At 56.1% G+C, this 13,621-nt stretch carries 12 protein-coding genes and 1 tRNA gene; 10 read left to right on the top strand and 3 right to left on the bottom strand.

Going from position 1 to position 13,621, the window contains the following annotated elements; translation table 11 throughout:
* Positions 1-15 precede the first annotated feature (15 nt).
* From AC2TCY_RS14435 to AC2TCY_RS14415, 5 genes are all read left to right on the top strand, one after another.
* Entirely contained in the window at positions 16-1,497 is a 1,482-nt protein-coding gene (locus AC2TCY_RS14435) for a UDP-N-acetylmuramoyl-L-alanyl-D-glutamate--2,6-diaminopimelate ligase (protein ID WP_480848343.1), read from the top strand.
* On the top strand, positions 1,494-2,888 hold the full coding sequence (locus tag AC2TCY_RS14430) for a UDP-N-acetylmuramoyl-tripeptide--D-alanyl-D-alanine ligase (RefSeq protein WP_480848341.1): 1,395 nt from the start codon (positions 1,494-1,496) through the stop codon (positions 2,886-2,888). Before AC2TCY_RS14435 ends, AC2TCY_RS14430 begins: the two co-directional genes overlap by 4 nt.
* Positions 2,889-2,912: 24 nt before the next feature.
* Positions 2,913-3,995, top strand: a complete 1,083-nt coding sequence (gene mraY / locus AC2TCY_RS14425; RefSeq protein WP_480848340.1) for a phospho-N-acetylmuramoyl-pentapeptide-transferase — start codon at positions 2,913-2,915, stop codon at positions 3,993-3,995.
* Positions 3,996-4,145: 150 nt separating this feature from the next.
* A complete protein-coding gene (murD, locus tag AC2TCY_RS14420) occupies positions 4,146-5,561 on the top strand; it encodes a UDP-N-acetylmuramoyl-L-alanine--D-glutamate ligase (RefSeq protein ID WP_480848338.1) in 1,416 nt (471 codons plus the stop codon).
* A gap of 90 nt (positions 5,562-5,651) precedes the next feature.
* Complete coding sequence (locus AC2TCY_RS14415; RefSeq protein WP_480848336.1) at positions 5,652-6,026, top strand: glycine zipper family protein; 375 nt, start codon at positions 5,652-5,654, stop codon at positions 6,024-6,026.
* Here the strand turns inward: AC2TCY_RS14415 and AC2TCY_RS14410 are convergent.
* On the bottom strand, positions 6,023-7,204 hold the full coding sequence (locus tag AC2TCY_RS14410; protein WP_480848335.1) for a BaiN/RdsA family NAD(P)/FAD-dependent oxidoreductase: 1,182 nt from the start codon (positions 7,202-7,204) through the stop codon (positions 6,023-6,025). The genes AC2TCY_RS14415 and AC2TCY_RS14410 overlap by 4 nt on opposite strands.
* Positions 7,205-7,377: 173 nt before the next feature.
* Here AC2TCY_RS14410 and AC2TCY_RS14405 point away from each other — a divergent pair.
* Positions 7,378-7,463, top strand: a tRNA-Leu gene (locus AC2TCY_RS14405).
* Positions 7,464-7,787: 324 nt separating this feature from the next.
* Here the strand turns inward: AC2TCY_RS14405 and AC2TCY_RS14400 are convergent.
* Positions 7,788-8,666, bottom strand: a complete 879-nt coding sequence (locus AC2TCY_RS14400) for a LysR substrate-binding domain-containing protein (protein WP_480848333.1) — start codon at positions 8,664-8,666, stop codon at positions 7,788-7,790.
* 118 nt (positions 8,667-8,784) lie between these two features.
* Between AC2TCY_RS14400 and AC2TCY_RS14395 the strand changes: the two genes are divergently transcribed.
* Together AC2TCY_RS14395 and AC2TCY_RS14390 are read left to right on the top strand one after the other, a co-directional pair.
* Positions 8,785-9,534, top strand: a complete 750-nt coding sequence (locus AC2TCY_RS14395) for an SDR family oxidoreductase (RefSeq protein ID WP_480848332.1) — start codon at positions 8,785-8,787, stop codon at positions 9,532-9,534.
* A 17-nt stretch (positions 9,535-9,551) separates the two neighbouring features.
* Positions 9,552-9,941 carry an ectoine synthase gene (locus AC2TCY_RS14390; protein ID WP_480848330.1) on the top strand — a complete coding sequence of 130 codons (390 nt, stop codon included), beginning with the start codon at positions 9,552-9,554 and terminating at the stop codon, positions 9,939-9,941.
* Positions 9,942-10,369: 428 nt separating this feature from the next.
* Here AC2TCY_RS14390 and AC2TCY_RS14385 read toward each other — a convergent pair whose 3' ends face one another.
* Positions 10,370-11,740: an MmgE/PrpD family protein gene (locus AC2TCY_RS14385; protein ID WP_480848329.1), complete on the bottom strand. Its 1,371-nt coding sequence runs from the start codon at positions 11,738-11,740 to the stop codon at positions 10,370-10,372.
* 449 nt (positions 11,741-12,189) lie between these two features.
* On the opposite strand from AC2TCY_RS14385, the gene AC2TCY_RS14380 reads away from it, so the two are divergent.
* Together AC2TCY_RS14380 and AC2TCY_RS14375 are read left to right on the top strand one after the other, a co-directional pair.
* The gene (locus AC2TCY_RS14380; protein ID WP_480848327.1) at positions 12,190-13,011 is read left to right on the top strand and encodes an MBL fold metallo-hydrolase; all 822 of its coding nucleotides are present in this window, start codon (positions 12,190-12,192) and stop codon (positions 13,009-13,011) included.
* 119 nt (positions 13,012-13,130) lie between these two features.
* A complete protein-coding gene (locus AC2TCY_RS14375; RefSeq protein ID WP_480848325.1) occupies positions 13,131-13,619 on the top strand; it encodes a twin-arginine translocation pathway signal in 489 nt (162 codons plus the stop codon).
* Positions 13,620-13,621 lie beyond the last annotated feature (2 nt).

The following is a 13,621-nucleotide window of genomic DNA, read 5'->3' as shown; positions in this document are numbered from 1 at the left end:
GGCAAGAGGTGGGTCATGGGCGCAAGGTCAAAGAAACTAAGCCAACTGGCCCTGACTGCGCGGGGGGGCGTGAATCCTCTTGTCACCGGGCTGGCTGTTGATAGCCGAGAGGTCAAGGACGGATACCTGTTTGCGGCGCTGCCGGGCACGCGCGTACACGGCGGTGAATTCATCCAATATGCCTTGCGCATGGGGGCTGCTGCGATCCTGACAGATGCCGAAGGCGCAGAGATTGCCGCCGAAGACTTGGCCGGATCTGACGCCGCGCTGGTTGTGGTTGAAGACCCGCGGCAGGCACTGGCTGGCTCAGCTGCTCTTTGGTTTGGTGCGCAGCCCCAGACAATCGTGGCCGTCACGGGAACCAATGGCAAAACTTCGGTTTCCAGCTTCGTGCGCCAGATTTGGTCCGAGCTTGGTCATGCTGCTGTTAACCTTGGAACAACAGGGGTCGAGGGTGCTTGGACGAGCCCGTTGGCGCATACCACTCCCGAACCTATTACATTGCATCGCTGTCTTGCTCAGGCGGCGGAAAATGGTGTGACGCACGCGGCCATGGAAGCTTCGTCCCACGGTCTGGAACAGCGCCGCCTGGATGGCGTGCAACTGGCGGCTGCGGGGTTCTCGAATTTCACACAAGATCACCTGGATTATCACGAGACATTCGAAGCCTACTTCAATGCCAAGACCGGATTGTTCGATCGGGTTCTTCCGCAGGACGGAATAGCGGTTGTCAATCTGAGCGACCCGAAGGGTGCACAGGTTCGCCGTATCGCGGAAAGCCGTGGTCAGTCGGTACTGACAGTTGGACTGGGATCGGCCGATCTGTGTCTGATCAATCAGCGATTTGATGCGACCGGGCAGGATTTGCGGTTTTCCTGGAAAGGGAAGGTTTTTCAGACCCGTTTGAACCTGATTGGAGGGTTTCAAGCTGAGAATGTTCTGTTGGCCTGTGGATTGGTCATCGCCGCCGGGGATGACCCTGAACTCGTATTCGAGACACTGCCGCATCTGACCACCGTCCGTGGTCGCATGCAACTGGCCGCGACGCGTGAGAACGGCGCAACGGTCTTTGTTGATTATGCCCATACGCCGGATGCGGTGGCCACTGCGCTCAAGGCCATGCGACCGCATGTGATGGGACGGCTGATCGCTATCGTAGGTGCAGGTGGCGACCGTGATGACACCAAACGCCCTCTGATGGGGCAGGCTGCAGCGGCAAATGCCGACATTGTCTTTATCACGGACGACAACCCCCGCAGCGAAGACGCCGCTGCGATCCGAACCGCCGTCATGCTGGGAGCACCTGAGGCTACTGAGGTTGGCGACAGGGCTGAGGCAATATTGCGCGGCGTTGACGCTCTGCAACCGGGTGACGCCCTTTTGATTGCAGGCAAGGGACACGAGACCGGGCAGATTGTGGGTGACCAGGTCTTGCCATTCGATGACGTGGAGCAAGCAAGCATTGCAGTGGCTGCTTTGGATGGGCGGGTCGCATGACGCTCTGGACTGCGCAGGAGGCCGCGGAGGCCACGGGTGGCCGGGCGAGCTGCGATTGGTCGGTGAATGGCGTTTCTATCGATACCCGTACAATACAACCTGGTGATCTGTTCGTTGCATTGAAAGCGGCGCGGGATGGGCATGACTTTGTCGCGCAGGCGCTGGAAAAAGGTGCAGGGGCCGCATTGGTTTCGCACGTCCCCGAAAACGTGTCGCCGGACGCACCTTTGCTGGTTGTTGATGATGTATTGGAGGGGCTCGAAGCACTGGGGCAGGCGGCTAGGTCGCGATCCACCGCGCGCGTAGTCGGGGTGACAGGTAGCGTCGGGAAGACTTCTACCAAAGAGATGCTGGCCACGATATTGGAAACGCAGGGCAAAACCCATGCCAGTGTTGCCAGCTACAATAATCACTGGGGCGTACCACTGACGCTGGCCCGGATGCCGCGGGACACGGAATTTGCAGTCATCGAGATTGGCATGAACCATCCGGGAGAAATTGCCCCTCTGGCCCGTCAGGCGCGTCCGCACGTGGCTTTGATCACGACTGTCGCGGCAGTCCACCTTGAAGCCTTCGATTCTGTTGCGGAAATCGCTCATGAAAAAGGCGCTATTTTCGAGGGGTTGGAAGAGAACGGCGTAGCCATCGTGAATGCGGATGTTGATCACACGGATATCCTTCGGCAAATCGCCAGAGCCCAGGGGGCAAGGATAGTCGAGTTTGGTCGCAATGCAGCAGATTACATACTGGCAGATGTGGCCCAATCCGCGAACACCGTCCGTGCGCAGGTGTCGATTGATGGACAGACTGTGGACTTCATGGTTCGGTCGGCAGGCACGCATTTCGCCATGAACGCCTTGGGGGCCTTGGCTGCGTGTGTCGAAATGGGCGTGGACTTGGATCAGGCAATTTCAGGCCTCAGCTACTGGTCTCCTGTAACCGGGCGTGGGGTGCGGGAAACTCTGCCGCTGGCAGGTGGAGGGCGGATCGATCTGCTTGACGACAGCTACAACGCCAACCCGACTTCGATGGAGGCTGCGTTGGACGTCCTGGCCGCATCAAAAGGTGGGCGGCGTATCGCGTTCTTGGGCGATATGAAAGAGCTGGGGCCTCAAGAGAAGGCTATGCACGCTGCAATGGCTGACCTCGAGGCGATGACACGTGTTGACCAGGTTCATTGCATTGGGCCTCTGATGCAGGCGATGCATCAGGCATTGCCAGAGAGCAAGCGCGGTTTGTGGTTCGACAGCAGCGATCGGATGGCTGCGTATCTGCCCGAACTGATACGCGATGGTGACGTTGTACTGGCCAAAGGCTCGCTGAGCATGGCGCTGGCGCGGATTGTTGACGGTCTGCGGAAAATGGGGCATGGGAGCGCGCTTGACCCATGACCGACGCGTGAGAGAGGTTTTGTAATGCTGTATTGGTTGACCGCATTGTCGGACGGAGGGGATTTTTGGAACCTCTTCCGCTATATCACCTTCCGCGCAGGTGGTGCCTTTCTCACTGCGCTGGTGTTTGGTTTCCTGTTCGGCAAACCGTTGATCAACGTGTTGCGTCGCAAACAGGGCAAAGGTCAACCGATCCGTGATGACGGCCCCGAGGGCCATTTCAGCAAAGCCGGAACGCCGACCATGGGCGGATTGCTGATCGTGGGCGCACTGGTCACATCGACGCTGATTTGGGCACGGTGGGACAATCCTTATGTTTGGATGGTGCTATTTGTGACATTGGCCTATGCCGCGATTGGGTTTGCGGATGATTATGCCAAAGTGTCGAAACAGAACACCAAGGGCGTATCCGGCAAGATGCGACTGGCACTGGGCGTTCTCATTGCGGTCCTGGCGGCGCTCTGGGCCACGTTGCACCATCCCGAGGGATTGCAGAACCAGTTGGCGTTGCCAATTTTCAAAGACACTCTGGTCAATTTGGGCATCTTCTATATTCCGTTCGCAATTGTCGTGATCGTTGGGGCCGCAAATGCGGTTAACCTTACGGATGGCCTGGACGGTCTGGCGATCATGCCCGCAATGATTGCGGCTTCGACACTGGGCGTTATCGCTTATGCAGTGGGGCGGGTGGACTTTACCGAATACCTTGATGTGCACTACGTGCCCGGTACGGGAGAAATATTCATTTTCACCTCGGCGCTGTTCGGCGCGGGGCTTGGCTTTCTCTGGTACAATGCCCCACCGGCTGCGGTCTTCATGGGTGACACTGGATCGCTTGCCTTGGGGGGCGCGCTGGGCGCAATCGCCGTGGCGACAAAACACGAGCTGGTGCTGGCTGTCGTTGGTGGATTGTTCGTGGTCGAGGCGTTGAGTGTGATCATTCAGGTGCTTTATTTCAAACGCACGGGAAAGCGCGTGTTTCTGATGGCACCGATCCATCACCACTACGAGAAAAAAGGATGGGCAGAACCCACCATCGTTATTCGATTTTGGATCATCTCTCTGATTCTTGCGATGATCGGGCTGGCAACACTGAAGGTCCGGTAAAACTCCCGCCAGGTTCGGCTGGCCTGCAGCCTGCCTGCCACCTGTTGGGCCCGGCTCGCGCATATACGCGAGCCTGAACACGCCCTTGCCATTCGGAATTTCTTCAGTGCAGTGTGGCGGCGCATCAAAAGTTCTGTGAAGGTAGGCAGCATGATCCCGGTCAAAGGGTTTTCCGGACAAAAAGTTGCGGTGTTGGGGTTGGGTCGGTCTGGTCTTGCGTCGGCCAGAGCTCTGCGCGCTGGAGGAGCTGACGCGATATGTTGGGATGACAATCCGGCCGCACGTGAAAAGGCCGAGGCCGAAGGATTCCTTTGTTTTGATTTGCGCCGCAACGGTGCGTTTGAAGGCATCGCGACACTAATCGTTTCGCCCGGTATTCCGCATCTTTACCCAGACCCCAACCCGGTTGTGGCAGCAGCGTTGGAAGAGGGTGTGCCGGTGGATAACGATATCGGTCTATTCTTCCGCTCATTCGCAGGACCGGATTGGAACAATTTTGATACGCCCCCACGTGTGATTGCGGTGACGGGATCGAATGGGAAATCCACAACCGCCGCTCTCATTCACCACATCATCTCGGAAGCCGGGCGTGACTCGCAACTGGCGGGCAATATTGGGCGTGGCGTACTGGATATTGACCCCGGCGGCGATGGGTCAGTCGTTGTTCTGGAGCTGAGCAGCTATCAGACTGAGTTGGCGCGCGCGCTGACACCGGATATTGCGGTGTTTACCAACCTTTCACCGGATCATTTGGATCGACACGGCGGTATGGGAGGGTATTTTGCTGCCAAGAGGCGCCTGTTTTCTGAAGGCGGACCCGATCGGGCCATAATTGGTGTTGATGAAACCGAAGGTGCCTTTCTGGCTGGGCAATTGTCCGAAGGGCCCGCAGATGATCGGGTGATCCGGATTTCGGTCGCGCGCAAGCTGAACGGCCCGGGGTGGCAGGTTTTTGCGCGCAAAGGGTTTTTATCAGAGTACCGGAAAGGTCGTCAGGCGGGTTCGATCGACCTGCGCGGCATCAAGGGCTTACCCGGAACGCACAACCATCAAAACGCCTGCGCTGCTTACGCGGCCTGTCGTACGCTGGGTCTTGCGCCGCGCGTGATCGAGGATGCGATGCACTCATTCCCAGGTCTGCCGCACCGCAGTCAGATCATTGCCGAGGACAACGGGGTTACTTTTGTCAATGATTCCAAGGCTACAAACGTCGACAGCGCCCTGAAGGCATTGAGTGCCTTCCAGCGGATCCGCTGGATCTGTGGGGGGGTCGAAAAAGAAGGAGGGGTCACCGGGTTGAATGTGGCTAGAGACCAAGTTCTCAAGGCATATGTAATTGGGCGAGAGGCTGCGTCGTTTGCCATGCAGCTGGATGTGGAAGCCGCTGTTTGCACCGACATGGCTTCGGCCGTGGATCTAGCCATTGCAGATGCACAGTCGGGTGACACGGTTCTGCTTGCGCCTGCCGCTGCAAGTTTCGATCAGTATGACAATTTCGAACAGCGTGGCGAAGATTTCACAACCCGGGTCAAAACGCGTCTGAAGGAAGCTGCCGGTTGCAATTGATTGCCAGTTCGGCAAAGCTCTGACGCTATCGACTTGACGCGCCTTGATTATTGGTTTTGCCTTTCGAAAATTCAACACGAGGTCATGGATATGCCAAACCGTAAAACTCTTCTAATTGTTCCCGCATTTCTGCTGGCGGGAGCCTGCTCGAATGTCGGAGCGAACTACCAGCCTGTCATCGACGGTCCGGTCAGCCCAAACTACAACGCGGATCTGGCCCAATGCCAGGCGCTGGCAAGATCGCAGCCTACAGTAGATAGCAGAACTGCTGGTGCCGCCGCGATCGGTGCTGCAGGTGCTGCAGGCACCAAGGCCATCATTGATGACAGTGCCAGCGATCTTGGTCGGGCTGCAGTCGCAGGTGCTTTGGTCGGTGCCGGGGCGAGTGCAATTCAGAACACCCAGAACCAGGAAGTGATCGTGCGCAACTGCATGCGCGGACGTGGCTATAACGTGGTCGGCTAACCCCGACCCGAGATGGCTGTTCCAGCGGCGTAGCCTGAGGACCAGGCCCACTGAAAATTGTAGCCGCCCAACCAACCGGTTACATCCACTGCTTCACCAATCGCATAGAGGCCAGGAACTTTCCTGGCCTCCATCGTTTTTGAAGAAAGCTCCTGGGTGTCGATCCCGCCCAGGGTAACTTCGGCCGTGCGGTATCCTTCGGTTCCGGAGGGCAACAACTGCCAATTTGAAAGCGCTGCGATCAAATCAGCCAGAGCGGCGTCGGATTGATCCGCCAAATTGCCTGCCATCGGAATCTGCTGGCTAAGATGGTCAATCAATCGCGCGGGCATATGGCGTGCGAGTTCTGTTTTCAGCGCCTTGCGGCCCGCCAGTTGTCGTTGTTCGCGCAAGAGGTCGAACAAGGGCATGTCTGGTATCAGGTCGGCGGAAATCGCCTCACCTTCACGCCAGTAAGACGACAGTTGTAGCACGGCGGGGCCGCTTAAGCCGCGATGTGTGAACAGCAGCGCCTCGTCAAAGCTGGCGCGCGCGTTGGTCAGCCGGGCAGGCAGGGAAACCCCCGACAGGTCTTTGAACCGGTTATCGGAAAACGTGAACGGCACCAGCGCGGCCCGCGTTTCAGTGACGGAAAGGCTGAATTGGCGCGCGATATCGTATGCCAGCCCAGTCGCCCCCATCTTTGGGATCGATTTGCCACCTGTGGCCAGCACCAGATTTCGGCAGTTCACAGAATGCCGCTGCCCGTCGCGGTCCAGGTCCAGTACAAATCCGTCTTCGGTTTTTACCACACTTTGCGCAGTGGTTTGCAGCCACAGCTCTGCGCCAGCTTGCCGCATCTCCGACAGCAGCATTGCGACAATCTGCTTGGACGAGCCGTCGCAGAAAAGCTGTCCCAACGTCTTTTCATGCCACGCAATGTCGTGGCGGTTCACCAGATCAAGGAAATCCCATTGTGTATACCGCGCCAGAGCGGACTTGCAGAAATGTGGGTTGCCGGACAGAAAGTTCTCGGGTCCAGCATGCAGGTTGGTGAAATTGCATCGCCCGCCACCCGAGATGCGGATTTTCTCGCCCGGTGCCTTTGCATGATCGATCACCAGAACACGCCCACTGCAATGAGTCGCGCACATCATGCCAGCGGCTCCGGCGCCCAGAATGATCGTGTCATAAGTCATTCCGAGCCCTTGGCTGGAATTTTGCGCAATGACAAGGGGGTATGGGTTGCAAAGGCCCCGAGGCAGGTTATTCAGACTGAGCGGAAAATCCTAGTTTGGGATTAGTGAAACGCATTGAATTCACTGGCGAGTGGCCTTACTGCTTTTTTCAGGCTCTCTGAGCCCTGCGCCGTGCGGGCGTGATGGAATGGTAGACATATCAGACTTAAAATCTGAAGGGCGTATGCCCGTGTGGGTTCGAGTCCCACCGCCCGCACCAGTATATTTAAGAAATTGATTTCAAATAGAAAAATAATATGCTGAGTTAATCGAACCCACTTCAAAAGAGCTGTCTATTGTGGCTTTTCTCATTGTTTACGAAAAATTTTCGCGCGTTATGCACAAATTACGCATCAGGAGACGCTTCGGGTTTGCGTGTCGATTTAAAAAATTTCGACCTTATAAGGTTAGGTTGACCACAGAGTTGCCGTTCGCTGTCGGCACATAATCAAAAGCTCACAATGGCAGTTCTGCGCAACAAAGCAGACTTAATCAGAGAACGAGCGGTGACCGCATTCGTGGGGTTTCAATTGGAACCCAAAGCTTAAATCGACATAAGCCATTTTTTGAAAATTCTCACCGTGACCCGCTCCTGATCGCCGGGGCGGCAGACGAAGTGTAGCCCACGATCCAATGGAACATGACTTTCATCGAGACGGATCAGTCGACCAAATTCCAAGTCTCTTGCTGCCAAAAGATGTCTCGCCAACGCCACGCCTTGTCCGTCAATTGCGGCCTCCAACAGAACAGCACTATCAACGTACTTGATGCTCTGCGAGTTGATCCGATCAGCGCTCAACCCAACTTGCGCAGCCCAGCTTTCCCATCCGACGTTGAAAGCATCGTGCAATAGTGGGAGATCAGCCACGTCATCCGCGCGCATTGGCAGGTGTGCTTTCTCAACAAGGGATGGCGCGGCCACGACAACCAGCTCTTCTTGTCTTATTTGCTCATGATATAGCCCTTCCCAACCGGGTTCGCCAAACCGCAGGGCCACATCCACCTCAGTCGTATCGAAATCTGCGTAGGCATCATTTGTGTCCAGCAGCAATGCGATACCCGGGTGCTTTTGCTGAAACGAACTGAGTAATGGCACAAGCCATTTGAGCGCCAGAGATGTGGACAAAGACACTGTAATCGACTGGCGGTGATGTAATCGCTTCACCTCTGATACGCCCAGCTGCAATGCAGAAAACGCCCCGCGTGTTGATTGATATAAGCGTTCCCCGGCTTTGGTCAGTTCAACACCTTTGGGGCGGCGATGAAACAGCGTCACGCCAAGGTGCAGTTCCAGCAACTTGATTTGCCGACTGATCGCCCCGTGGGTGACGTTCAGCACATCCGCTGCCTTAGTTAGGCTGGAGTGGGTTGCGGTTTCGTCAAAGGCCTGAAGCGCCCGAAGGTGTCTGAGGTTTTCCAACATGTGAGAAAACCTAACAGCAACGTCCAAAAAACTCGATAGACCTATCAAATTCTAAGGAGATACACTGGCTTCAACTCAATAATTCTCACACACTATGCACCTAAAGAAAGGGGATACCATGCCCGATACCAAAGTCGCACTGATGACAGGTACAGGACAAGGCATTGGCCGGGGCTGCGCCATTGAAATGGCAAAGGCAGGCTACAAGGTCTCGCTAATGTCCCCGTCCAATCGCTCAGTTGAACTGGCGGCGGAGCTTGGGGGCATTGGCCGCCGTGGCTCGGTCTTAGATGTAGATGATCTGCAAGCGATGATCGACGACACCATGAGCAAGTATGGACGGATCGATGCAATCGTCAGCAACATGGGTCACGGTGGATCGGTGCCAGAAGCCATCAAGACGGTCGGCTTCGATCCTGATTTTGATGGACCGCTTTTGGAACTCAGCGACGAGTTGTGGCACGAAAGCTTGGACATGTATGTGCTGAACGTGGTCAAAATCGCCCGTATCGTCACGCCAATCCTGATCGAACAAGGCGGAGGCGCTTTCGTAAACATCTCATCCATGAACACAATCGAGCCGCGTGCGCCCTATCCCATGAGCATGCTCCGTGGCGCCCTGCACAGTTTTTCAAAGCTCTACGGGGACCGTTACGCTCGGTATAACATTCGCATGAACAACCTGCTGCCCGGGTTCTGCGAGAATGTGAACCTGTCCGAACAAGCCCGTCGGGAAATCCCCGCTCAGCGGCCCGCGACGTTCGAAGAAATTGGACACGCTTGCGTGTTTCTCGCCAGCGAAGGAGCCCGTTATATTAACGGTCAGAGTATACTGTCCGATGGCGGGATGAACCGCGCAGTACGATAGCAAAGAGGCGGGGAAGTATGATTGTTACAGCACTTAAAGATATCCTTGGAACAGATCGGGACGTCTCTGGTCCGGGGTGGAACAGCAGAAGGTTACTGCTTGCCTCTGATAGAATGGGGTTTTCCCTGACCGATACGATCATCAAAAAGGGTGCAGTGCTTGAGCTTGAATATACCCACCATTTAGAGGCGTGTTACTGTATAGAGGGCAAGGGTCAGATCAGGGCGGTTGACGATAAAACCTGGCATTCCCTTGAACCCTTTACTCTTTATGCACTGGATCAACATGACCGGCATGTGGTGCAGGCCACAGACGCTGATCTGCGGCTTGTCTGCGTCTTCACCCCGCCGCTCAGCGGGCGCGAAGTGCACCGCGAAGACGGAAGCTATGCCCCAAGTGGATCCTGACGAAGACGGCACTATCAGGCAAAACTGCCAATTACGTAATGCTCAGTGCCGGTCGAAATGGGTTCACAGCGGCCCAGTGCATCCTCAGTATCCAGTTCTCATGGTAACGGCAGATCGGGGCTCATACCTGCGGCTAAAAACATCGTATAGGCGGAGAGTTTTTGAAGCCTTTCCCCAACGCGGCTTCTGGTGCGCTTGCGGCAAACTCCATATGCGCCTCCTTGCAAACACCTAAATCCACAACAACCTGCACTTCGCGCAAATGGCCGTGTTAGAGATACAGGTCTTGGGCGGTCGAAGGTCCAGTATGGGCCGTCAGCGCCCTTGGGGATCAATACTGCATCAGTGCTGGCTTCGCATTCTAGATTAAACTGGGCTCAATCTGCCAATTCCCCAAAATGTGTAAACGTCACGAAAAACGCTATTCCTTACGCAGTTAACAGGGTTTGGCTCGTCGTCGCTCGCTCGGTGCATAAGTCCATTAAACGGCTGAAGTCCTTTACAGACAGCCTATCGAATTGGCTGGTCAAAGCCTCGATCTCATCGGCGCGTGATTGACCAAGAACAGGGGCGGCCAATGACTGAAACTTCGCTGAGATTTCCTTGTCAGACAAAGGCATATCCGCGTCTCCGCGCGGTGTGCGCGGGGCGCTCGCGAACTGACGACCATCTTTCAAAACCAATGAAACCTGTGCCCAGCGTTTATCTGTGCTGATCCGCGTCATCTCGTCGTCATCTATCAGGTTTGTAACCCGGCTGATGCGCAATATGTCCGGGTCATTCAGCGCCTCTTGCGCTAACTCTGGAACACCGACTTGCCCACGCACGATCATCGCGGCAACCGGAAATGCGATGGAATACGCAAACTCATCCTGCGACATGGGCTCATGGCCTGCTAACCGCGTCGCGTAGTGGAATGTTCGAATGTTCACGGCTTCGATCATGTCGTGGGTAAGCGCGTTTTCTTTCATCAGGTCATGTGCAGCGTCGAGTGACGGGTGAGACCATCGACAGCACGGGTAGGCCTTGTAGTGGGTATGATCGATCAGACGCCAGCCTTGTCCCAAATCGGTCCAGAAATCACGCCCTTCGGCACCCTCGCATGTCAATGCTGGAGCGCCTGTGAACCCTTGCATGGCTAGGTACGCGGCAGTGACGCCTGACGGTGCTCCCCATCCAACACCATCACGCACCATTGTTGGATGGTCTATACATCGCATCATTTGGCTGCGGGGGCCGTGATATTCGCCTATCCCTGCCGCTTGCCTGATCTGTTCGCTGCCGCCGCCCAATAGCTTTGCACCGGCGGCCGCCACGCCAACGGCAGTCCAGGCCCCGGAGGTATGGTAGTCTGGGCAAGTCGCGTGTTGAACCAGGCCTGCGCGGTACGAAACTTCGTAAGCCACTGCCAAAATCTCAGCAAACCGCTTGCCGTCGATTGCTTGCTCTGTTGCTTGAGCCATGGCCATCATTGCCGGAAACACAGCAGACCCCGCGTGGCCTTTGCAGGGCGTCGTCCCATCATGGGCGTCAATGCTGTCAATCGTGAAAGCTCCGGCCATCGCCGCGCCCACGGGGCTAACGGCCGTGCCTTCCATTAGGATTCGCGCCGCACCAGCTGGACCCTGCCCGAAAATCGCTGGAGCAACGCGTCGGGCAATTTTGGACAACGGAGTTGTTGACCCAACAGCTGCGACACCCATCGTGTCCGTAAAACTTCTACGCAGAATGGCCAAAACATCAGCTGGCAAAGCCTCATATGTTAGCTCATCTGCAAAGGTTTCAAATGGTATGGCCATTGACTGAGTGCCCTCCCCAGGCATGTTTCTTGAAGCGCCGTGGTCAAGGAAACTCTAACCTTGTCGGCCCGAACCGATCAATGAGCGTGCCTTCGATTTAGCGTGAATTATCAATCAGGCGTACTTTGTTTCTGTTACAGAGGCTGCCGCAGATTGAAGCTGCATCCGTGACCAAAATTATCTCGATGAGCGCAATTTTCGACGAGGGAACGGCAGGTTTGGTGAAGTCGCACGACTGTAAGGAGAATGATCTCTAACGTTTCCTGTGGGCCGTCCTTGATACGATTGGTGAGGTTTCGCGAGCGGCCGTTAAGCGAGTCTAGTGCTCATAGTGCCGGTTGCATACGCGAGCGTTTGCCACCCAACAGACTCACGGAATTGTGAGGGCCCGGATTTGGTGGTTTGCCGCATAATTCCGCCATTACATTCTTTGATTTTGGGAGGTCTCGATGAAACTGATTACGGGTCTGCTGTTGGCAGTTTTGGCCACTCCGACGTTTGCGCAAGACGTGAAGCGCAGCATCGAACCAGTGGCAGGCGACATCTATTTGATGAGAAACAACTTTCACAACTCCCTTCTTGTGGTGACAGATGAAGGGGTTGTCCGGGTTGATCCTATCAATGCCGAAGCCGGGGTCTGGCTGAACTCTAACCTCGATCAAATCGGGCAGGATCGGGTCAGCCATCTGATATATTCGCACAGCCATGGCGACCACGCTTCAGGTGGCAGCGCCCATGAAGGTGCAATGGTAATCGCGCATGAGGATGCCCCCGATGCGATCGACGGTGTCACCCCGGATTTGCGCGTGGGCGACACGCATACGCTGGAGGTCGGCGGCAAGACGATAGAGCTGACGAACCTTGGCGCTGGTCACGACAACCATATGCTGGTCACCATTGTCCGTCCCGAAAACGTCGCTTTTATCGTTGACGTTGCGGCTCCCAAACGGCTTCCGTTCCGCGATTTTGCTCGCTCTGATATCGGCGGGTGGTTCAAGCAGCTTGAAACCGCCCAGACGCTGGATTTCGAGATTTTTGCCCCCGGGCACGGGGCCGTGGGAACGAAAGCCGATCTTGATGACGCATATACTTACATGGTCGAGTTGCAGGCCGCGGTGCTTGACGGTCTGAAAGCAGGCAAATCCGTCGAGCAACTGAAAGCCGAGGTTATGATGGAGGACTACAAGGACTGGGGACAATATGCTGCGTGGCGCGAGGAAAACATCGAAGGAATGGCGCGCTACCTCAAGGCGTCCGGGCAAGCGGACTGATTCCTGCCCCGGCTCCTGCCAAGGTGTTTTTGGATGCCGATCACGCTGTTGAATTATTGATGGGTCCGGCTACGTGTTATGCTGTTGTTTGACTGGCTATCCTGATAGGAGAAATCCAGATGCAGAACCGAGCGTTCAAACGTCGAACCGTTCTTGCCGCGGGCGCGTCCTTCGCGATCACCGGGCCGTCCGGGCTTTGGCTTCCTGCGCATGCCAAGAGCCTTGACCCGACACCATCAATGCGCGGTGGATCAAACAACTACATTCCCGGTGCGCCTATCGTCGAAAGGATCGGAGGCGGCGGCTTTTGGATGACGGGCACGGTGCGTCGCGCAGTCGATGGTGTCCCGCTGGCCGGCCAGCGCATCCAAATCTGGGCGCATACGACCGAAGGTCATGAGCGTGACCCGCACAGTCACGGCGCCACACTGACCGACGCCAATGGTAAGTTTCGCCTGGAGATGCCGCAGATTGTCCCTGCATTTGGCCAACCACACGGCCACCTTGCCTATGACAGCGGAGAATTCGAAACTGTCTTCCTGCGCCCAGTGATGTCGAGCGCAAAGGATACAAGCCTTGAGGCGCATTTCGTCCTTCAACCGGTTTGATT

This window comes from Ruegeria sp. HKCCD7181 (assembly GCF_057221055.1).
The sequence above is the reverse complement of the archived record's forward strand: the minus strand, read 5'-3'. Positions and strand labels throughout refer to the sequence as shown.